Source organism: Streptomyces sp. NPDC001315 (assembly GCF_042896175.1).
GTDB lineage: Bacteria > Actinomycetota > Actinomycetes > Streptomycetales > Streptomycetaceae > Streptomyces.
Genome location: NZ_JBIAWZ010000009.1, coordinates 48618 through 67452, shown reverse-complemented (window position 1 = coordinate 67452; position 18835 = coordinate 48618). Strand labels below are relative to the sequence as shown.

Here is an 18835-nt window from a genome sequence, read left to right as displayed (position 1 = left end):
GTACCGGCGTGCGCCCACGCCAATGGCGGCCGACCCTGGATACGGGGGCCTGCCGAGCAGCACCAGGCTCACGCCCCTGCCCCCGCGAGCGGGCTCGGACTGAACTGGACTGGAAGGTGAACATCACCATGAAGACACCTCCGATCGTTTCGCTGCAAGAGTGGGAGGCCGCACGCCGGCAACTCCTTGCGGACGAGAAGCAGTTGACCCGCGCTCGTGACGCACTGGCCGCCAAACGTCGACGGATGCCGTGGCTGACAGTGGAGAAGGAGTACGAGTTCGACGGCCCCGAGGGCAAGGCGAGTCTGCTTGACCTCTTCGAGGGCCGTCGCCAGCTGATCGTCTACCGCGCCTTCTTCGATCCCGACGTCTTCGGCTGGCCTGACCACGCTTGCCGCGGCTGCTCCATGGTCGCCGACCACCTCGGCCACCTTGCTCATCTGAACGCCCGCGACACCACTCTCGTCTTCGTCTCGCGCGCGCCGCAGCCGGAGATCGAGCGCGTGAAAGCACGGATGGGCTGGACAATGCCCTGGTACACGATCACGGACGATTTCGACACGGACTTCGGTGTGGACGAGTGGCACGGCACGAACGCGTTCATCCGCGATGGCGACAGAGTGTTCCGCACGTACTTCATCAACGCCCGCGGCGACGAGGCATTGGGGAACACCTGGAGCTACCTCGACATGACCGCGCTCGGGCGACAGGAGACGTGGGAGGACTCTCCCGAGGGCTATCCCCAGACACCGCCGTACGAATGGTGGAACTGGCACGACGAATACGACGACGCCGAGCCGGCACCGGAGTGGTTGGCCCAAACCCGCCGAGGCACCCAAAGCCGGCCCGACTGAGCCCTTCATGCGGCGGCTGAGCGATGAGACGCTCGACCCCAGACCGAGAGGTCACCCGCCGACACAGCCCGACGATCTCTTGGACGTCCGAAGTCAGGCAGCGGGGTCGGCCAGGACCTCGTCGATCCGAGCGACGACGTACGGCCAGCCCTCACCCATGCCCTCGTAGGCGCGTTTACCCATCGGAGAGTCGAGGTCGAAGCCGGCATGTTCGAGCAGCAAGCGGGTGCCCGTGCCGTCCGGCTCCAGTCGCCAGGTGATCGTGGTGTCCAGCGACCCTTCTGCGAACCGGTAGCGCAGCAGCCGCTCGGGATCGGCCGCAGTCACCTCGCAGGACTGCAGGCCCCAGTTGCCCATGTCGAGGGTGAAACGGTGGCCGACGATCGGCTTGATGTCGCCGGGGACCCACCAGCGGGCGAGAAGTTCGGGGTCGGTCAGTGCGGTCCAGACCGCGGAAGGCGGGTGAGGCAGGTACTGCTCGCAACGGATCGCGGCATGCTCGGTCATGGAGTGTTCTCCTCGTCCAGTACGTCGGCCAGCGTTTGCAGTCGCTGCTTCCAGTAGTGCTCAAACGGGTGCAACCATTCGCTGACCTCGGCGAGCCGCTCCGGCTCGAGGTGATAGAAACGGTGCCTGCCGCGGGGCTCCTCGCGCACCAGTCCGGCGGACCGCAACACCGCCAGGTGTTCGGAGACCGCCGGGCGCCCCAGCTCGAACAGGCCGGCCAGATCACCCGTGGCCCGCGGACCTTCGCGCAGGCATTCGAGCAGCTTGCGGCGCACCGGATTGGCCAGCACACCGAACACGTCGGTTGGCATGCCGCAACAATAGGTCGGAGAACTCCGACGCGTCAACTTTTTCCGACGCATAGACGGCGTGCACTCAGGGGCACCGGCCGACGAGCCAGAGCACCATGCTTTTCCAGGACGCCGCTCACGTCGACAAGGAAACGGGGTCCCTGTCCGCCGCCACCCGGCGGACAGGGACAGCAGCAACGCGCGGGGGCCGCTCACCGACGGGCCGGAGGACCTTCTCCAGCAGTCGCTCGCGGCCCCTGCCCAGGTGGTGAGCACGCCCTCGAAGGGGCTGGCCATCGTACGGCCGCGACCAGCTCCAGGACCGCCCGCCGAACTCCCTGGTCGTGATGACGAAACGACACCTCTGCGGAGTCATTGCGGAGTCACTGCCGGATCGATCACCAGTAGTGCCGGTGGCCGGCAACCGCGTGCCCCGTAGAGCCCAGGATCCAGAGAACAGCGCCGACCACCGTGAGGATGATGCCGATGGTCCACAAGATTGATATGCCGGTGACGAAGCCGACGACCAGCAGGATGATGCCGAGGACGAGCATGACCGCCTCCCGCTGCGGATAGTGCTTTTTCCCACCGTGTACCCACAAACAGTTACTCATCGCCCGCTACGCCGTCTTTCCGTGGCCGTCTGACGCAGCGGTCCCGCCGCAAGAGCCCAGTCGCCGTCGAAGACTCCGTCGGTCGGCTCCGCTGTCGCGATGAACTTCCAGGAAACGGTCGGAACTTATCCGGCGGGTCGCTAGTTTCTACGTTGCTGTAGATAGCGATGGGGCATCGGCCGCCACCCGGGCGGGCGGGCCCCTGATGACGAACGTCTGGAGTTCTCATGGCCCTGTGGGACCGCATCAAGGAGTCCGCGTCGACGATGCAGACCCAGCTCGTGGCGAAGAAGAACGACCTCAAGAGCGGCGCCTTCCGCGACGCGAGCATGGCGATGTGCGCCCTGGTCGCGGCGGCGGACGGCACCATCGACCCGGCCGAGCGGCAGCGCGTGGCCCAGCTCATCGCCACCAACGAGGTGCTGCAGAACTTCGACGCCACGGACCTTCAGCGGCGCTTCGACGACAACCTGAACAAACTGACCGCCGACTTCGCCTTCGGCAAGGTCAGCGTGTTGCAGGAGATCGCCAAGGCGAAGAAGAAGCCCGCGGAGGCGCGTGCCGTCATCCAGATCGGCATCGTCATCGGCGGGGCGGACGGTAACTTCGACAAGACGGAGCAGGCCGTGGTGCGCGAGGCGTGCTTCACCCTGGACCTGCCGCCGCACGAGTTCGACCTCTGATCGCTCCACCGGGTGTCCGAGGCTTGGGCCGCGCGAGCCGCCCTACAGCGGGGTCGCCGCCTTGAGGATCAGGAACATCGTCACCGCGGAGTTCGCCGAGGACAGCGCGGACAGCGCGGCGCCTGCGGCAGCGGTCCAGGCGGCCATGCCCACGGATGTGAACATCGGCGGCCAGGTGCGCGTGGCCGGGGCGGGCCCGAGCAGGGCGGTCACCCGGCGCGGTACCGGTCCCGGTACGGCGGCCAGACCGGCCAGTGTGGGGGCGGGCGCCGGGCGGGAGATGAGGGCGGCCTTGGCGATCGCGCGGGCGGTGGTCCGGCGGTCGCCTACGGCTGCGGCCGCCTCCTCGTCCGCCCAGCGCTCCACGGTGCAGGCGACGGCGGTGCGCAGCGGGCGCAGGAACGGGTTCGCCCGCGCCGCGAGCCCGGCGAACAGCAGGTAGCGGTGGTGGTGGCCGGTGAGGTGGGCGCGTTCGTGGGCGAACAGGACGCGCCGCTCGTGGGAGGTGAGGCCGGTCAGCATCCCGGTGGAGACCAGGATCCGGCCCGTCTCCCCGCGCCCGGGGAGGGTGTGGGCGTACGGGATGTCGTCAGGGAGGACGGCGACCTGGGTGGCGGGCAGTCCGCGCAGTGCCCGTGCGGTGCGGCGGCGCACCCTGCGGTGGCGCAGCAGCAGGGCCGCGCAGGCGGCGGCCGCGGCGGCGAGGACGGCTACCGCGCCCTTGCCGACCACCTCGTCGTGCGGCACGGCCGCCCGTACCTCCGGATCGGCCCAGGCATCCGGCAGCGGGTTGCCCGGGAGTTGGGCGGTGCCGACGATCGCCAGCAGTCCCAGGCACAGGCTGCTGCACAGGCCCAGGACGGCGGCGACGGCGGACAGCAGACGGGTCGCCAGGCGCGGATGCAGGCGGTGTTCGGCCAGCCGCGCGATGGGCCACGCGGTCAGGGGCAGGACAAGTGGCAGAAAGACGAACACGCCCATGGGTCAGCTCTCCTGGCCCTCTCGGCACCCGGGCCCGTCGCCGCCTTCCGTCTCCTGGAGGAGCTTGCGCAGCAGCTCCTCGTCCTGCGGAGGCAGACCGGAGACGAAGCTCGCCAGGACGGCCTCGCGGTCGGCCTCGCCATCCAGGACACGGCGCATGCGGTGCGCGGCCAGGCCCGCCTCGTCCGAGCGGGCAGTCCAGGTGAAGGACCGGCCGGCCCGTTCACGTGTGACCACGCCCTTGGCCTGGAGACGGGTCAGGATGGTGATGACGGTGGTGTAGGCGAGGTTGCCGCCCAGGCGCTCGCGCACCCAGCCCGCCGTGACCGGCCCCGGCGCCTCGTGCAGGGCGGACAGCACCTGAGCCTCCAGTTCGCCCTGACCACGCCGACGAGCAGGCGTGTCCGCCCCCGGACCACCGCTCTTGTCCTGCCTGCCCACGCTGCCGCCTCCCTGACCTGCCGTGCTCTGCGCCCTCCCACCCGGTAAGCGCTCAACCACCGCCCCATCGTAGTGAGATGGGGCCGCCCCACCCTCGTCGTCTCCTACACTGCTGTAGATTCAACGCCGGGCCCATTCGTCGCGGCCCATTCGTCGCGGCCCTGTCGTTCCCGAGCCGGCCGAGGAAGCCGCCGTCCCCGACGCGATCGACCTTCTGCACCGCCGCCGGGCCGCAGTCGCCGTCTTCCGCGACGAGACCGGCCGCCTCGTCGGCACGGCAGCCTGGACGGCCGGCTCGGACCGCGTATGTGTCCTGCCCGGTCAGGAACGTGCCGCGGGCTCGTCCCGCTCGACCACCGTCCCGGCGACGACTCGCCCCGGCCCGGCATGCGCCTCGGGCGAGTCCTGCTCCTTGAGCGCCTTGGCTTCACTCTTGAAGATCCGGGCCGCCTTGCCTGCTGATCGTGTCAGCTCCGGCAGCTTCTTGACCCCAAGGACCACCACGACGACGAGGAGGATCAAGGCAAGCTCACTCAAGCCGAACATCAGGTCTGCTCTCTTTCGGGCGGTCGGCGACCGACAGGACGTACCTGTGGCGCACCATCATCTACAGTGCTGTAGAAGTCTCTCCTGGAGTGTGCTCGCTCAACAAGCCCGACTTCCGGCCCGACTGATCCCGGCCACGTACGGCCGCCGCCACGGCCCACCCCCACCGACCAGGATCTCCCTCGCACGTACCGCGCCGGCACAGCTCACAGCACCCGGCGGAGTCCCGCCAGCCGACGCAGCCCGGTTGCCACGGTCAGCACGATGCCGCCCGCCAGGTGCAGGCGGCCGCCACCGGGACCTCGATCAGGGCACTGACCTCGGCGAGCTCGGCCGGCTCGAGCGCGTCGCGCTCGATTCGAATCCGGTAAGTGCCCGCGCACGTGACCGGTCGTCCGCCCAGACCACATCGTGATCCGGCCGATATTCCGCCGGGCTGGTACCGCCGGCTCGCCGCTGCGACGGTAGCCACTCTGCGCTCCCTACCGATATCGAGGTCCGTCATGTTCGGTCTGGCCTTTGTCGCCCCCTGGCTGGTCCTGGTCTCCGCGCTCTGGGCGATGCTGCCCCTTCTGTGCCCCCGGCAGCGGCGGACGGGCATCGTCATCGCCGTCTCTCATATCGTCGCGACGCTGGCGATCACACGACCCTGGACCGACAACTGGTACTGGGACGACGGGGCATGGCTGATTCTCGTCTTCGGGCAGGGCGCCCTCGTTGCACTGGGACGGCTGGTCTTCGAACTCAGCCCGCTGGGCGTCCGTCGCCGCGCGGCGCCCCGACCCCCGGGCGGCGACCCGGTGGTGGCCCAGCCCGAGCGGTAAGGAGCCGAATGGAACCGATCGCGACGCCTCCGCCCCCGGTGTACCGGAGCGTGCCCCGTGGCTGCAGCCCGAGGAGCATGTCACATCACCAGGTCAAGGTTGACAAGCTGTTCACGACCTGGCGCCGGCCGGTGGTTGGGCTACGCCTGTACGGATGCCTGCTTGAGCTGATCGTTCAGCTCCCGAGTCCGGCCGCGGAGAATCGCGTTCCTGGTGGTGACACGGTCGACCTCGCTGCGGGCGTCGGGGCGGGCCCTGTCGGTCCCGGGCGGCGGATCCCGAACTCGTGGGCGACGTCGGGGAGTTGCGGCCGAAGGCCGTGGTGCCCGGACCGCGACGCGGCGGCTGCCCACCGCGTACCTTTCACCGCTTGTCCGGGGCCACGCGCCGCCCCGGTCCCCGCTCCTGGGGGTCGGTGGCCCGCAGGATGACTCGGGCGACCAGTTCGGGCGCGTCCAGCATGGGGACGTGACCGCAGTCGGGCAGCGGCACCAGGCGAGCGTCCGGGATCATGGCGCGGGCCCGGGCTGCCTGCCTCGGCGGCAGGAGCCGGTCCCGGGTGCCCCAGGCGATGGTGACCGGCACATCCGGGATGTCGCCGGAGAACAGGTTCGGCGCACGGCCGGCCCGCAAGGTGGCCTTGAACGCGGCCGAGTCGCGCAGCATGCGCAGGACGGCGGCCGCGGCCGGCGGTGGGCACAGGCTGGACTGCCCGTACAGGGTGCCCGTCAGGACGGCGCGGGCGGGCAGGGTGCGGACGAAGACCTCCAGAGCCCTGTCCGGCAGCAGGCGCACGCCCTGGTGGGCCGCGGTCAGCAGAGCGTAGGTGTACCGTCGCTCGGCAGGCGTCCAGAAGCCCGCCGGGGCCAGCGCGGTCACGCTGCCCGCCAGTCCGGCTTGCCCCAGGCGCAGCGCGATCAGCCCGCCCAGGGAGTGGCCCACCACATGTGGCCGCTCCACACCCAGCGCGGTGAACACCGAGCCCAGCCAGGACACGGCCGTCTCCAGGTCGCGGGGCACACCGGGGTCAAGATCGGGGGACTGCCCGAAGCCTGGCAGATCCATCGCGATGATCTCCCGCTGCCGGGTCAGCTGCGGCACCACCGCATCCCAGGTCCGCCGGTGGCATCCCAGGCCGTGCAGCAGGACCACCGGCTCCCCGGTCCCCTGTCGCTCGTAGGCCACCGTGACCGGCCCGAAGTCGGCCGCCCGCCCCTGAACGAACCACGCCGCTGACGGCTCGACGACAACGTGCCCCCGCTCACCGTCCGGCGCGGCGGCGGGCTCCCGTCGCGGCATCAGCCGGTCCAGCAACACCCGCAGACCGGCCAACGCCTGCCCGGCGCGACCGCCTCGGTCGGCAGCGGAGAGCAGAGCAGATACCCAGGCCATAGTCCGACACCTCACACGCTTCGCGTGCTCGGAGCCGCGGAGCGACAGACAGCACATATGCATCCGCATAGGATGAACACAGCTTATGAGCGCCTCATATCTCGCGCATCCGCACTCCCTGCGCCTGCTCACCCAGGTCCTGCATCGCTCGGTCGATTGCCGGGGTTGCGCGGGCCGAGAAGCCGACTGTCAGATCTTGGTCCAGGTGGCCCCGGAACAGCAGGCAGGAGTGCCCCACGAGCTCACCGCTGTCGGTGACTCCCAGTCCCCGGTGATGCAGACGTGCACATGCTCGGGCATGGACATACTTGCTTCCTGCGAGTCCGCCGACGGGGTGACAGCCGCGTCACCTTCACAGCGGCCACGCACGCAGCGGCCCGGGCCCCGGTGATGATTGGGCGCATTTGGTGCTGTGGCCGCGAAACGGCTGAGGTCCAGCCTCACTGTGCCTCGTCCGCCAGGAGCGAGCCCACCCAGGCGTCCACCCGCTGCCCGCGGTGGACCAGCCGTCGGCGCAGCACGGCTTCCACGCGGAACCCTGCCTTCTCCGCCACGCGACGCGACGCATGGTTGCCCACCTCGGCACGCCACTCGATCAGCTCCAGTCCAAGAACGCGGAAGGCCCAGCGGCACACCGCTTCCACCGCCGTGGTGGCCACCCCGCGCCCGCGGGCCGACGGGTCGACCCAGTAGCCGAGTCCGGCCTGCCCGCCGTTTCCGAGGCCGAGGCCGACTCGGCCCAAGCGTGCTCCTGAAGCCGTGTCTTCGGCCAGGAACTCGGCACGTCGGCCGCCCACCCATCCCTGTGTGGCCAGCACGTCGACGAAGAACTCGGCGTGTTCGACGCGGTACGGGGATGGCAGCTGCACGAATCGCCGCATGTCGGGGTCGAGTGACACCTGGTGCACCCATCCGATGTCCGCCTTGGTGAACGGCCGCAGTCGCAACCATCCCGCGTCTATGGTCCCCTGCTCCATCAGCCGAGCATCACCGCGGCCACTCACGCCAGTCAAGGTCGGGGCCTGGCAAGACGAATTGTCGGAGACGTCCCGGCCGGCTGGTCGGCCGGCGGTTCGGTGACCTCTGCCAGTGCGGGGCGCAGCAGTTGGTCGCCGACTCGGTAGCCGGGGCGGAGGATCGTGCTGCACGTGGGTCGTTCGACGTGGTCGGCGCGGGTGCAGGAGACCGCCTCGTACAGGGCGGGGTCGAAGGGATCTCCCGCTGCGCCGAAGGCCTCCAGGCCCAGGGACGCCAGTTCGGTCTCCAGTACGTCTGCGACAAGCCGGAAGCCGCCGGTGACCACACCGTGGGCGCGGGCCTCGTCCAGGGCGTCGAGGACGGGGAGGAGGCCGGTGAGCACGTTGGCCACCGCGATCTCGCCCACGGCGCGGCGATCGCGGCGGACCCGCTTACGGTAGTTGTCGTACTCCGCTTGCAGCCGTTGCAGGTCCGCCGTCCGCTCACGCAACCGGGTCCGCAGCAGATCGGCCTCGGCAGGGGCCGCGGCGGGCTGCCGAGCAGGCTCGATGTCGCCGCGGCGTCGAGGCTCCAGGGTTGCGCCCGGTTGCCGACAGTCGCTCCCGACGATCACCAGCGGGCGCGCACAGGACCGGTGGGGTTCGCCGGGGCGGGTCATCACGCATCCTCCTGCCGCTTGTCGTCATCGACGATTTCCGCGTCCACCACGTCCTCGTCCTCGCCTGCGTCACCTGCCGCCGTGGCACCGCCCGCACCGCCGGTGGCGGTGCTTCCCTGGCCCTGCGCCTGCGCGTACATCGCGGTGCCGACCTTCTGAGCCGCCGCCATCACCTTCTCGGTCGCCTCGCGCAGGGCAACAGTGTCGTCGTCGCCGTGCTCTGCCTTGAGGGTCTCCTTCAGCTGCGACAGGGCGGCTTCCACCTCGCTCCTGACATCCGTGGGGATCTTGTCGGCGTTGTCAGCGAGCAGCCGTTCGGTCTGGTACGCGACCTGCTCCGCCTGGTTGCGGGTCTCGGCGGCCTCACGGCGGCGCCGGTCCTCCTCGGCGTGCTGCTCAGCCTCGCGCATCATGCGGTCGATGTCCTGCTTCGGCAGAGCCGAGCCGCCGGTGACGGTCATGCGCTGTTCCCTGCCCGTGCCGAGGTCCTTGGCCGTGACGTGCATGATGCCGTTGGCGTCGATGTCGAAGGCGACCTCGATCTGCGGGACACCGCGCGGGGCCGGCGGCAGACCGGTCAGCTCGAACATCCCGAGCCGCTTGTTGTACACCGCCATGTCGCGCTCGCCCTGGTAGACCTGGATCTGCACGGACGGCTGGTTGTCCTCGGCGGTGGTGAAGATCTCGGACCGCTTGGTCGGGATCGTCGTGTTCCGCTCGATGAGCCTCGTCATGATGCCGCCCTTGGTCTCGATACCGAGGGACAGCGGGGTCACGTCGAGGAGCAGGACGTCCTTGACCTCACCCTTGAGGACACCGGCCTGCAGAGCAGCACCCACGGCCACGACCTCGTCCGGGTTCACGCCTTTGTGCGGGTCCTTGCCGGTCAGCTCCCGCACCAGATCGGTCACCGCCGGCATCCGTGTGGAACCGCCGACCAGGATGACGTGACTGATGTCGGACAACTTGATCCCGGCATCCTTGATCGCGTTGTGGAACGGGCCCTTGCAACGCTCCAGCAGATCCGCCGTCAGTTGCTGGAACTGGGCGCGTGTGAGCTTCTCGTCCAGGTGCAGCGGGCCCTCGGGCGACGCGGTGACGTAGGGCAGATTGACCGTGGTCTCCGAGGACGACGACAGCTCGACCTTCGCCCGCTCGGCGGCCTCCCGCAGCCGCTGGACGGCCATCTTGTCCCTGGCGAGGTCGACGCCGTACTTGTTCTGGAACTGCTTGGCCAGGTGGTCGACGATCCGCTCGTCCCAGTCGTCACCGCCCAGGTGCGTATCGCCGTTGGTGGCCTTGACCTCGACCACGCCCTCGCCGATCTCGAGGAGGGACACGTCGAACGTGCCGCCACCGAGGTCGAACACCAGAACCGTCTGGTCGTTCTCCTTGTCCAAGCCGTACGCGAGCGCCGCGGCCGTCGGCTCGTTGATGATCCGCAAGACCTTCAGCCCGGCGATCTCCCCCGCCTCCTTGGTCGCGGTGCGCTGCGCGTCATTGAAGTACGCCGGAACGGTGATGACGGCGTCCGTGACGTCCTCGCCCAGGTACGCCTCCGCGTCCCGCTTGAGTTTCTGCAGCACGCGCGCGGAGATCTCCTGCGCCGTGTACCGCTTGCCGTCGATGTTCCCCGTGTCGGGGAAGCGCCACTGTGCCTCGCCCATGTGACGCTTGACCGAGCGCACGGTGCGTTCCACGTTGGTGACGGCCTGCCGCTTGGCCACCTCACCGACCAGCACCTCGCCGCTCTTGGCGAAGGCGACCACTGAGGGGGTGGTCCGCGAACCCTCCGTGTTGGTGACAACCGTGGGCTCGCCGCCCTCCAGCACGCTGACCACCGAGTTCGTCGTACCGAGGTCGATTCCCACTGCCCGTGCCATGGTCCTCTCCTCCAGCCGTGTCCTGCTCCCCAGGGCGCTCCCACCTGGGGATATGGAGCAAACCTCGCTAAGAATATGAATAGGAACCAATACCCTGAATTGTCAAGAAAGGCGACCGGTCAGCCGGTGAGCGCCGTCGCGAAGAAGTCGAGGGACCGGTCGACTTCCTTGAGGGTCGGGGTCCGGTTCGTGCCCGGCTTCCGGAGCCCGGCCGGCCATGTCGCGGTCGTCGACGGACACATAGCGGTTCCACAGGGTCCCGGATTCGGGGTCACCGTCGACGAAACCGCGAGGGACCCGGTCCTACTGGAATCCGGCCGCACACCACACACCGCATCCTGCACACCGCGTCCCGCGCACCGAACCCCCGGAGCACGGCGTCCACGCAGGTGACGATCTTCACGCGTCGAGTCCTCCTCGCTTGACCAGCTGGCTCGCGATGACGTTGCGCTGGATCTCGTTGGTGCCCTCGCCGACGATCATCAGCGGGGCGTCTCGGAAGTAGCGCTCCACGTCGAACTCGGTCGAATATCCGTAACCCCCGTGGATCCGGACCGCGTTGAGCGCGATCTGCATGGCGGTCTCGGACGCGAACAGCTTCGCCATGCCGGCTTCCATGTCCACCCGGCGTCCGGCGTCGGCCTCACGAGCGGCGTACAGGGTGAGCTGGCGGGCCGCGGTCAGCGAAGTCGCCATGTCGGCCAGGTAGTTGCCGATGGACTGGTGCTGCCAGATCGGCTTGCCGAACGACTCCCGCTCCTGGGCGTAGGCGAGCGCGTCCTCCAGGGCCGCCCGGCCGACACCGAGGGCTCGGGCGGCGACCTGGAGGCGGCCGGTCTCCAGGCCCTTCATCATCTGCGCGAAACCCTTGCCCTCCACGCCGCCCAGTACGGCGTCGGCGGACGCCCGGTGGTCCTCGAAGGACAACTCGCAGCTCTCCACGCCCTTGTAGCCGAGCTTGGGCAGGTCACGGGAGACCGTCAGCCCGGGACCGTGCTCGACGAGCAGGATGGAGATGCCCTTGTGGGCGGGGGTGGCGTCCGGGTCGGTCTTGCACAGCAGGGCGATCAGGCCGGACCGGCGGGAGTTGGTGATCCAGGTCTTCGACCCGTTGACCACATAGCCGTCGGCGTCCCTGCGGGCGACCGTGCGCATGGCCTGGAGGTCGGAGCCGCCGCCCGGCTCGGTCAGCGCCATGGTCGCCCGGACCTCACCGGTGGCCATCCTCGGCAGACAACGCCGCTTCTGCTCCTCCGTGCCGAACCGCAGCAGCAGCTTGCCGACCACCGTGTGCCCGCCCATCGCACCCGCCAGGCTCATCCAGCCGCGCGCCAGCTCCTCGGTGATCAGGACATAGCAGGGGGTGGAGACGGGCGTGCCGCCGTACTCCTCGGGGACGGCGAGACCGAAGATGCCGAGCTGTTTCATCTGCTCGATCAGTGCTTCGGGGTAGGTGTTGGAGTGCTCCAGCTCCCGGACGACCGGCCTGACCTCCTTGTCGACGAAGTCGTGCACGGTCCTGACGATGAACTGCTCGTCCTCGGACAGGATGTCGAGAGTGCTCATGCTGTGTTGCTCCCAAAGCGCCGAAGTGACCAGAGTGACCAAAGCAAGGCCGGCGTCAGAGGACTCGGTCGGCTCGTAGGGCCTCGATCTCAGCCGGGCCGTAGCCCAGTTCGGCAAGGACGGGTTCGGTGTGCTCGCCCGCGGCCGGGACGGCGTCCATGCGGGGTGTCACGCCTGCCAGGTCCGCCGGCGGAACCAGGGCCGGCACCGCCACGCCTCCGGGAATCGGCACGTCACGCCACCGGTCCCGGGCGCTGAGCACAGGATGGGCCAGGAAGTTCTCGATGTCGTTGACCCCGGCGTTGGCGATGCCCGCCTCGTCCAGCGCCTTCATCACCTCGTCGCTGTGCGACTCGGCGAAGCGTTCGGCCACGATGGCGTCGAGTTCGTCGCGGTGGGCCACGCGGGCGGAGCCGGTGGCGAAGCGCGGGTCGGCGACGAGGCCGGGGGCTTCGAGGAAACGCTCACACAGGGCGGCCCACTCACGCTCGTTCTGGATGGAGAACAGGACGTCCTTGCCGTCGGCGCAGGCATAGGCGCCGTACGGGGCGATCGTGGCGTGCTGGGTGCCGACCCGCGGAGGTTGGCTGCCGCCGAAGCGGGTGTAGTACGCAGGCTGGCCCATCCACTCGGCGAGCGCCTCGAACAGCGAGACCTCGACCGACCGGGCGATACCCGTGGTCGCCCGGGTGAGCAGGGCGGTGAGGACGCCGGAGTACGCGTACATGCCGGCGGCGATGTCGGCGACGGAGATCCCCACGCGGGCGGGCTCGTCCGGGCTCCCGGTGAGCGAGACCAGCCCGGTCTGGCACTGCACCAGCAGGTCGTACGCCTTGCGGTCGGCCCAGGGGCCGGTGGAGCCGTAGCCCGAGATCGAGCAGGGGATCAACGACGGGAAACGCTCGCGCAGCGCGTCCGCCCCCAGGCCCATCCTCGCGGCAGCCCCGGGCGCCAGGTTCTGCACGAACACGTCGGCTCGGACGAGGAGTTGTTCCAGGATCTGCCGACCTCGCTCCGACTTCAGGTCGAGGGTCAGGGACTCCTTCGACCGGTTGAGCCAGACGAAGTAGCTGGACTCGCCGTGCACGGTCGTGTCGTACCGGCGGGCGAAGTCACCGCCCCCCGGACGCTCCACCTTGATCACCCTGGCTCCGAGGTCGGCCAGTTGGCGGGTGGCGAAGGGGGCCGCCACCGCCTGCTCGACACTCACGACGGTGATGCCGGACAGGGGCAGGGTTTCGGGGTGCTCGGTCATGCGTTGGCCTCCAGGACTGGGCTCGACCCGCCGCGTAACATCATGGGTGTTCATGACAGCCTGAGTGAAATAGCAAATCTTGATGGCACCATCGTGGGCGAGCACCTCCTCGCCGACGGCACGCTCTCCGACGGGCACGCCGGCCTGCGCATCGCCACCCACCGCGAAGCCCGGCACGCCACCGCCGCGGTGACCCTCGCGTGAGCCCGGACGGCGAGAACGGCACCGCCATTCGCGCTCACGGCGCGCCATAGGCAGGATGGGGCCATGAGTGAGATCCGCACCCCCCGTCTTGTCCTGCGCCGATGGCTGGACGACGACCTTGTCCCCTTGTCCGAGATCCAGGCCGATCCGGCGGTGATGCGATGGATCGGCGACGGTGCGCCACGCTCCTTGGAGGACACCGCCGAGGACATCGAGGCGTGGGAGGAGGAGTGGGACGAGGAGGGTTTCGGGATCTTCGCGGTCGAACTCCTCGGGTCCGGGGAACTGGCCGGCGCGGTCGGCCTGTACGTTGCGGACGCTCCGGCCGACATCGCCGGCCAAGTGGCGATCGGCTGGCGCCTCGGGCGGGCGTTCTGGGGCCAGGGATACGCGTCCGAAGCCGCCCATGCCGCGCTGGAGTTCGCGCTGCAGGACCGCGGCATCGACCGGGTCACCGCCCTGTGCCGCACCGGCGACACCGCGTCCGCGAACGTGCTCGGGAAGCTCGGCCTGCAGGCGGAAGGCACCGTGCAGCACCCGGTTCACGGCTATGACCTGCGCGTGTACGGGATCGACCTCACCGAGTACCAGGGGTAGGACCGGCCGCCCGATCAGAACCCGGCATCAGCCGGTGTCCGGCGTCTCCCCTACCGGCGAGCAGACCGAGGAAGGGCCCGCGGCAGCGGAATCGCCCTGTTCAGCGGCCGGCGACGCGGACAACGCCGTGTCGCGTGCCGTACGCCCGTTCCGACAGGGATGCTGTGCAGCATGGCCTCGTTGACCGCCACGCCGGCTGACGGGCACGGCCGGGATGTGGCGTGGGGATATCGGGAGGTGGCCGGTGGCCGTGGGGACGACTCGGGCCCGCTGGTCCCGGCTGGCCCGCCACCCCTCCCGCGGTATCGTCCTGGCCTTCGCGTTCGTCGTCCTCGTGGGCGCGGCCCTGCTGACCGTGCCGGCCGCGACCGAGCCCGGCAGGCACACGGATGTACTGATCGCCCTGTTCACCTCCACCGGAGCGGTCAGTGGCGGCCTGTCCGTCGTGGGCACCGGCAGCCATTGGACCGCCTTCGGCGAGGGTGTGGTCCTGGCGTTGATCCAGGTCGGCGGGTTCGGCATCACGACGCTCGCCTCACTGCTGGCCCTGGTCGTTTCCGGCCGGCTGCGGTTGCGGGCGCAGCTCACCACGCAGGCGGAGACCGGAGGCCTCGGCGGCGGCGACATCCGCCGGGTGGTCCTGGGCATCGCAGGCACGACACTCGCCATCGAGTTCGCCACGGCCGCCGTGCTGGCGGCACGGTTCCGCTTCGGTCTTGGACTGGCGGCCGGAAACGCCGTCCACCAAGGGGTCTTCTACGGAATCTCCGCCTTCAACAACGCCGGATTCGCTCTGCGCGACGACAACCTCGTCAGCTATGCGCACGACCCCTGGATCGTCCTGCCGATCGCCGCCGCCTGCACGCTCGGCGCTCTCGGCTTTCCCGTGCTGCTGGAACTGCTGCACCACCGCGCGCGGGTACGTGGCGGCGCCCGGCGGCGCTGGTCCCTGCACACCCGGCTCACCCTCGCCACCTCCGCGGTTCTGCTCGCCGTCGGCACCCTGATGACCTGCCTGCTGGAGTGGAGCAACTCCCGGACGCTCGGCCCCATGGGGTCAGGGGACAAGGTGCTCAACGGGTTCTTCGCCGCGGCCAGTGCGCGTACCGCGGGCTTCAACACCGTCGACACCGCCGCCATGCGACCGGCCACCCTGCTGGGCATCTGCGTGCTGATGTTCATCGGAGGCGGCAGCGCGGGCACCGCCGGCGGCATCAAGGTGACCACCTTCGCGGTACTGGGAGCGGCGATCCTGGCCGAGATCCGCGGGCACACCGCTGTGGACATCATGGGCCGCCGGATCTCCGCAGCCGCGCTGCGCCAGGCCCTCACCGTGGCCCTGCTGGGCGTGGCTGTCGTCATGTCCGGCACGCTGCTTCTGCTCACCGTCACCGCTGATCGGCCCGAGGCGGTCCTGTTCGAGGTCGTCTCCGCCTTCGGCACGGTCGGTCTGAGCACCGGTATCACCCGCGGCCTTCCCGCCACCGGCCAACTCACCGTCATCGTTCTGATGTTCGTCGGACGCGTCGGCTCGATCACTCTCGCCGGCGCACTCGCGCTCCGGGTGCGTGACCGCCGCTACGCCCTGCCCGAGGAGCGACCTGTCATTGGCTGACGACCGCTTCAAGATCCTTCGCCGAATCCGGCGTCGGCGCTCCGCTGCCGAGCGTCGCCCGGCCCGTGACTCCAGAGTCGCCGTCATCGGTCTCGGCCGTTTCGGCCACTCCCTGGCACTGGAGCTGATGCGGCGCGGCTGGGACGTACTCGGCATCGATGCCGACCCCGGCGTCGTGCAGAAGACCGGCGACGAACTGACTCACGCCGCGGCCGCCGACTGCACCGACCCCCATGCCCTGGAGCAGCTCGGCGTCGGCCAGTTCTCCCGGGCGGTGGTCGGCATCGGCAGCGACCTGGAAGCCAGCATCCTGGCCACCTCCAACCTCGTCGACGCCGGTGTCCCCAACATCTGGGCCCGGGCCAACACCCGGCAGCACGGCCAGATCCTGAAGCGTGTCGGCGCCCACCATGTCGTCCTGCCCGAGCACGACATGGGCGAGCGCGTGGCCCACCTGGTCACCGGCCGGATGCTGGACTTCATCACGTTCGACAGCGACTACGCCCTGGTCAAGACGCTCGCCCCGAAGTTCGTCGGAGGGGTGCCGCTCGGCGAGAGCCGGGTCCGCAGCACCTACGGGGTGACCGTCGTCGGCATCAAACGCCCCGGTGCCGACTTCACTCACGCCACCGCCGAGACGGTCGTCGAGCCCGGTGACGTCGTCATCGTCACCGGCAGGACGCAGGCCGTGGAGACCTTCGCAGAGCTGGAGTGACGCCCCGGCGTCGAAGCCCACGCCGAGGGTTCCTGATCGGCATCGGGGACCTCGGTACCGCTGTCCGCCCGGCGTCTCTTCGGCATGCGTGATCGCGCCGCAGCTGGTTTGCTGGCAGAGGGGCGCCATCTGACCCGAGTCCGGGGAGAGCAGATGAACACCTACCGAGTCGCGCAGGCGGCCACCGCCGGCGGGCCGTTCGACATCGTCGAGCGCGAGGTGCCGCAGCCGGGCCCCGGCCACGTACGTATCGCCGTGGAGGCCTGCGGCGTCTGCCACAGCGACACGTTCTTCGTGGACGCCCTGCTGCCCGGCGTCGAGTTTCCCGTGGTCCCCGGTCATGAGATCGCCGGTCGCATCGAAGAGCTCGGCGAGGGAACACAGTCTCTCGGCTGGCAGGTGGGAGACCGGGTGGCGGTGGGCTGGTTCGGCGGCAGCTGCGGCCACTGCAAACCCTGCAGGCAGGGCGACTTCATCGTGTGCGAGAACCTGAAGGTTCCGGGATGGACGTACGACGGGGGCTTCGCCGAGTCGGTGGTCGCGCCCGCCGACGCGCTGGCCCGTATTCCTGACGCGCTCACGTCCGCGGATGCGGCACCCTTGGGCTGCGCCGGGGTGACCACGTACAACGGGCTGCGGCGCAGCTCCGCCCAGCCCGGCGATCTGGTTGCCGTACTCGGCATCGGCGGCCTTGGCCATCTGGGCGTCAAATACGCGGCGGCCATGGGCTTTGAGACCGTCGCGATCGCCCGCGGAGCCGACAAGGCCGACTTCGCCAAGCAACTCGGGGCTCACCACTACGTCGACAGCACGGCAGCCACGACCGTCGCGGAGGCGCTGCAGTCCCTCGGCGGCGCCAAGGTCGTCCTGGCCACCGCCGGGAGCTCCGATGCCATCGCGGCGACCACGGACGGGCTGTCGCACCGCGGCGAGCTCGTGGTCATCGGTGCGGCTCCCGACCCACTCGCGATCAGCCCGGTCCAGCTGCTCATGCGGGGCAAGGTCGTCCGCGGCCACCCGTCCGGCACAGCGCAGGACGTCCAGGACACCATGGCGTTCAGTGCCCTGCACGGAATCCGCCCGATGGTCGAGGCAGTACCGCTGGAGCAGGCAACCGAGGCGTACCAGAAGATGCTGTCCGGCGCCGCCCGCTTCCGGATGGTGCTCATCACCCGCTGACGTGCCGTCGGTCTCGGCGACCTTCGCCCCGATGAGCGCCCCGAGCGCGATACCGCAGTCACCGCCGAGCCTGCGGGCGTCAGGCCGATCTTGAGGTGGCGGGGCTGCGTACTCCGTCGGGTTCGCTGGTCCAGTCGGCCAGGAGTCGAAGCGCCGCCGCTGACGGTGACCCGGGCTCCGCGGTGTAGATGCCGAGGACCTGGTCCGGGTCGGCCGTGACGGCCAGGGCCTCGTAGTCGAGGTGGAGGTCGCCGACGAGCGGATGGTGAAAGTGCTTCGCGCCATGGGTGCGGCGTCGCACGTCGTGGTCGGCCCACCAGCGGCGGAAGTCCGCGTCCCGCAGTGACAGATCGCCGATCAGCTCGGCGAGCTGCGGATCGTACGGGTGCCTGCCGGCGTACAGGTGCAGTGCGGCCACGGCGGCGTGTGCCACCGCTTCCCAGTCGGCGTAGAGGGAGCGGGCCCTGTCGTCGAGGAAGGTGAAACGGGCCAGGTTCCGCTCTCGCCGCGGCAGGGCCTCGAAGTCGATGTAGAGCGCGCGGGCCGGCTTGTTGGCGGCCAGCACGTCCGTGCGGCGGCCGATGATCAGGGCCGGCGTCTCGGTCAGGGTCTCCAGGATCCGGTACAGGGCTGGGCGCACCCGTTGCGGCGGCAGCACGCGGGGGCGGTTGCGCACGGGCTTGGCGAGGGCGAAGAGATGCTCACGTTCGTCACCGGTGAGGCGCAGCGCGCGGGCGATGGCGTCGAGTACGGCTTCGGACATGTTGGTCTGTCGGCCGCGTTCCAGTCGCACGTAGTAGTCCACGCTGACCCCGGCCAATTGGGCGACCTCCTCCCGCCGCAGCCCCGGCACCCGGCGGACGGTCCCCGACGGGGCCAGTCCGGCCTCGTCCGGCGTGACGCGCGCCCGGCGCGAGCGCAGGAACTCCCGCAGCTCGGTGTTGTCACCCGGTCCGGGCGCAGAGGTGTTCATGCCCTTCACGGTACGTCCGGCCCTCGGCATCGGGGCGACCCAAAGGGGTACTGCCGCACCCCCGTACCGTCCGTCCCCCT

20 protein-coding genes are annotated in these 18835 nt (G+C 69.8%); 7 read left to right on the top strand and 13 right to left on the bottom strand.

The window, feature by feature from the left end:
- Positions 1 to 128 precede the first annotated feature (128 nt).
- Positions 129 to 854 carry a DUF899 domain-containing protein gene (locus ACFY16_RS24495; protein WP_390649494.1) on the top strand — a complete coding sequence of 242 codons (726 nt, stop codon included), beginning with the start codon at positions 129 to 131 and terminating at the stop codon, positions 852 to 854.
- Positions 855 to 947: 93 nt separating this feature from the next.
- On the opposite strand, the gene ACFY16_RS24490 is transcribed toward ACFY16_RS24495, so the two are convergent.
- From ACFY16_RS24490 to ACFY16_RS24480, 3 genes are all read right to left on the bottom strand, one after another.
- Entirely contained in the window at positions 948 to 1361 is a 414-nt protein-coding gene (locus ACFY16_RS24490) for an SRPBCC domain-containing protein (protein WP_390649311.1), read from the bottom strand.
- Positions 1358 to 1672: an ArsR/SmtB family transcription factor gene (locus ACFY16_RS24485; protein WP_390649310.1), complete on the bottom strand. Its 315-nt coding sequence runs from the start codon at positions 1670 to 1672 to the stop codon at positions 1358 to 1360. The genes ACFY16_RS24490 and ACFY16_RS24485 overlap by 4 nt, the downstream gene beginning before the upstream one ends.
- A gap of 377 nt (positions 1673 to 2049) precedes the next feature.
- A complete protein-coding gene (locus ACFY16_RS24480) occupies positions 2050 to 2205 on the bottom strand; it encodes a DUF6131 family protein (RefSeq protein WP_390649309.1) in 156 nt (51 codons plus the stop codon).
- 287 nt (positions 2206 to 2492) lie between these two features.
- Between ACFY16_RS24480 and ACFY16_RS24475 the strand changes: the two genes are divergently transcribed.
- A complete protein-coding gene (locus ACFY16_RS24475) occupies positions 2493 to 2948 on the top strand; it encodes a tellurite resistance TerB family protein (RefSeq protein WP_390649308.1) in 456 nt (151 codons plus the stop codon).
- 42 nt (positions 2949 to 2990) lie between these two features.
- On the opposite strand, the gene ACFY16_RS24470 is transcribed toward ACFY16_RS24475, so the two are convergent.
- From ACFY16_RS24470 to ACFY16_RS24460, 3 genes are all read right to left on the bottom strand, one after another.
- On the bottom strand, positions 2991 to 3929 hold the full coding sequence (locus ACFY16_RS24470) for a M56 family metallopeptidase (protein ID WP_390649307.1): 939 nt from the start codon (positions 3927 to 3929) through the stop codon (positions 2991 to 2993).
- A gap of 3 nt (positions 3930 to 3932) precedes the next feature.
- Positions 3933 to 4370: a BlaI/MecI/CopY family transcriptional regulator gene (locus ACFY16_RS24465; protein ID WP_390649306.1), complete on the bottom strand. Its 438-nt coding sequence runs from the start codon at positions 4368 to 4370 to the stop codon at positions 3933 to 3935.
- Positions 4371 to 4691: 321 nt separating this feature from the next.
- Positions 4692 to 4916, bottom strand: a complete 225-nt coding sequence (locus tag ACFY16_RS24460; protein WP_390649305.1) for a twin-arginine translocase TatA/TatE family subunit — start codon at positions 4914 to 4916, stop codon at positions 4692 to 4694.
- 503 nt (positions 4917 to 5419) lie between these two features.
- Between ACFY16_RS24460 and ACFY16_RS24455 the strand changes: the two genes are divergently transcribed.
- A complete protein-coding gene (locus ACFY16_RS24455; protein ID WP_390649304.1) occupies positions 5420 to 5740 on the top strand; it encodes a hypothetical protein in 321 nt (106 codons plus the stop codon).
- A 363-nt stretch (positions 5741 to 6103) separates the two neighbouring features.
- Here the strand turns inward: ACFY16_RS24455 and ACFY16_RS24450 are convergent, their stop codons facing one another.
- The 6 genes from ACFY16_RS24450 to ACFY16_RS24425 form a co-directional block, all read right to left on the bottom strand.
- The gene (locus ACFY16_RS24450) at positions 6104 to 7132 is read right to left on the bottom strand and encodes an alpha/beta fold hydrolase (RefSeq protein WP_390649303.1); all 1029 of its coding nucleotides are present in this window, start codon (positions 7130 to 7132) and stop codon (positions 6104 to 6106) included.
- Positions 7133 to 7572: 440 nt separating this feature from the next.
- A complete protein-coding gene (locus tag ACFY16_RS24445) occupies positions 7573 to 8109 on the bottom strand; it encodes a GNAT family N-acetyltransferase (protein WP_390649302.1) in 537 nt (178 codons plus the stop codon).
- 32 nt (positions 8110 to 8141) lie between these two features.
- Positions 8142 to 8768, bottom strand: a complete 627-nt coding sequence (gene grpE, locus ACFY16_RS24440; protein ID WP_390649301.1) for a nucleotide exchange factor GrpE — start codon at positions 8766 to 8768, stop codon at positions 8142 to 8144.
- On the bottom strand, positions 8768 to 10651 hold the full coding sequence (gene dnaK, locus ACFY16_RS24435; RefSeq protein ID WP_390649300.1) for a molecular chaperone DnaK: 1884 nt from the start codon (positions 10649 to 10651) through the stop codon (positions 8768 to 8770). Before dnaK ends, grpE begins: the two co-directional genes overlap by 1 nt.
- Positions 10652 to 11050: 399 nt before the next feature.
- Complete coding sequence (locus ACFY16_RS24430) at positions 11051 to 12217, bottom strand: acyl-CoA dehydrogenase family protein (protein ID WP_390649299.1); 1167 nt, start codon at positions 12215 to 12217, stop codon at positions 11051 to 11053.
- 55 nt (positions 12218 to 12272) lie between these two features.
- The gene (locus ACFY16_RS24425; RefSeq protein ID WP_390649298.1) at positions 12273 to 13472 is read right to left on the bottom strand and encodes a CaiB/BaiF CoA transferase family protein; all 1200 of its coding nucleotides are present in this window, start codon (positions 13470 to 13472) and stop codon (positions 12273 to 12275) included.
- Between the two features lie 267 nt (positions 13473 to 13739).
- On the opposite strand from ACFY16_RS24425, the gene ACFY16_RS24420 reads away from it, so the two are divergent.
- From ACFY16_RS24420 to ACFY16_RS24405, 4 genes are all read left to right on the top strand, one after another.
- Entirely contained in the window at positions 13740 to 14273 is a 534-nt protein-coding gene (locus ACFY16_RS24420) for a GNAT family N-acetyltransferase (RefSeq protein WP_390649297.1), read from the top strand.
- Positions 14274 to 14523: 250 nt separating this feature from the next.
- Positions 14524 to 15888, top strand: a complete 1365-nt coding sequence (locus tag ACFY16_RS24415; RefSeq protein ID WP_390649296.1) for a TrkH family potassium uptake protein — start codon at positions 14524 to 14526, stop codon at positions 15886 to 15888.
- The gene (locus tag ACFY16_RS24410) at positions 15881 to 16603 is read left to right on the top strand and encodes a potassium channel family protein (RefSeq protein ID WP_390649295.1); all 723 of its coding nucleotides are present in this window, start codon (positions 15881 to 15883) and stop codon (positions 16601 to 16603) included. Before ACFY16_RS24415 ends, ACFY16_RS24410 begins: the two co-directional genes overlap by 8 nt.
- A gap of 153 nt (positions 16604 to 16756) precedes the next feature.
- Complete coding sequence (locus ACFY16_RS24405) at positions 16757 to 17782, top strand: alcohol dehydrogenase (RefSeq protein WP_390649294.1); 1026 nt, start codon at positions 16757 to 16759, stop codon at positions 17780 to 17782.
- A gap of 79 nt (positions 17783 to 17861) precedes the next feature.
- On the opposite strand, the gene ACFY16_RS24400 is transcribed toward ACFY16_RS24405, so the two are convergent.
- Entirely contained in the window at positions 17862 to 18755 is an 894-nt protein-coding gene (locus ACFY16_RS24400) for a helix-turn-helix transcriptional regulator (protein ID WP_390649293.1), read from the bottom strand.
- Positions 18756 to 18835 lie beyond the last annotated feature (80 nt).

Bases quoted from the DNA above. Each gene is read 5' to 3' on its own strand.
- ACFY16_RS24495 (WP_390649494.1), top strand. From the start codon at position 129: ATGAAGACACCTCCGATCGTTTCGCTGCAAGAGTGGGAGGCCGCACGC.
- ACFY16_RS24490 (WP_390649311.1), bottom strand. From the start codon at position 1,361: ATGACCGAGCATGCCGCGATCCGTTGCGAGCAGTACCTGCCTCACCCG.
- ACFY16_RS24485 (WP_390649310.1), bottom strand. From the start codon at position 1,672: ATGCCAACCGACGTGTTCGGTGTGCTGGCCAATCCGGTGCGCCGCAAG.
- ACFY16_RS24480 (WP_390649309.1), bottom strand. From the start codon at position 2,205: ATGCTCGTCCTCGGCATCATCCTGCTGGTCGTCGGCTTCGTCACCGGC.
- ACFY16_RS24475 (WP_390649308.1), top strand. From the start codon at position 2,493: ATGGCCCTGTGGGACCGCATCAAGGAGTCCGCGTCGACGATGCAGACC.
- ACFY16_RS24470 (WP_390649307.1), bottom strand. From the start codon at position 3,929: ATGGGCGTGTTCGTCTTTCTGCCACTTGTCCTGCCCCTGACCGCGTGG.
- ACFY16_RS24460 (WP_390649305.1), bottom strand. From the start codon at position 4,916: ATGTTCGGCTTGAGTGAGCTTGCCTTGATCCTCCTCGTCGTCGTGGTG.
- ACFY16_RS24455 (WP_390649304.1), top strand. From the start codon at position 5,420: ATGTTCGGTCTGGCCTTTGTCGCCCCCTGGCTGGTCCTGGTCTCCGCG.
- ACFY16_RS24450 (WP_390649303.1), bottom strand. From the start codon at position 7,132: ATGGCCTGGGTATCTGCTCTGCTCTCCGCTGCCGACCGAGGCGGTCGC.
- ACFY16_RS24445 (WP_390649302.1), bottom strand. From the start codon at position 8,109: ATGGAGCAGGGGACCATAGACGCGGGATGGTTGCGACTGCGGCCGTTC.
- grpE (WP_390649301.1), bottom strand. From the start codon at position 8,768: ATGACCCGCCCCGGCGAACCCCACCGGTCCTGTGCGCGCCCGCTGGTG.
- dnaK (WP_390649300.1), bottom strand. From the start codon at position 10,651: ATGGCACGGGCAGTGGGAATCGACCTCGGTACGACGAACTCGGTGGTC.
- ACFY16_RS24430 (WP_390649299.1), bottom strand. From the start codon at position 12,217: ATGAGCACTCTCGACATCCTGTCCGAGGACGAGCAGTTCATCGTCAGG.
- ACFY16_RS24425 (WP_390649298.1), bottom strand. From the start codon at position 13,472: ATGACCGAGCACCCCGAAACCCTGCCCCTGTCCGGCATCACCGTCGTG.
- ACFY16_RS24420 (WP_390649297.1), top strand. From the start codon at position 13,740: ATGAGTGAGATCCGCACCCCCCGTCTTGTCCTGCGCCGATGGCTGGAC.
- ACFY16_RS24405 (WP_390649294.1), top strand. From the start codon at position 16,757: ATGAACACCTACCGAGTCGCGCAGGCGGCCACCGCCGGCGGGCCGTTC.
- ACFY16_RS24400 (WP_390649293.1), bottom strand. From the start codon at position 18,755: ATGAACACCTCTGCGCCCGGACCGGGTGACAACACCGAGCTGCGGGAG.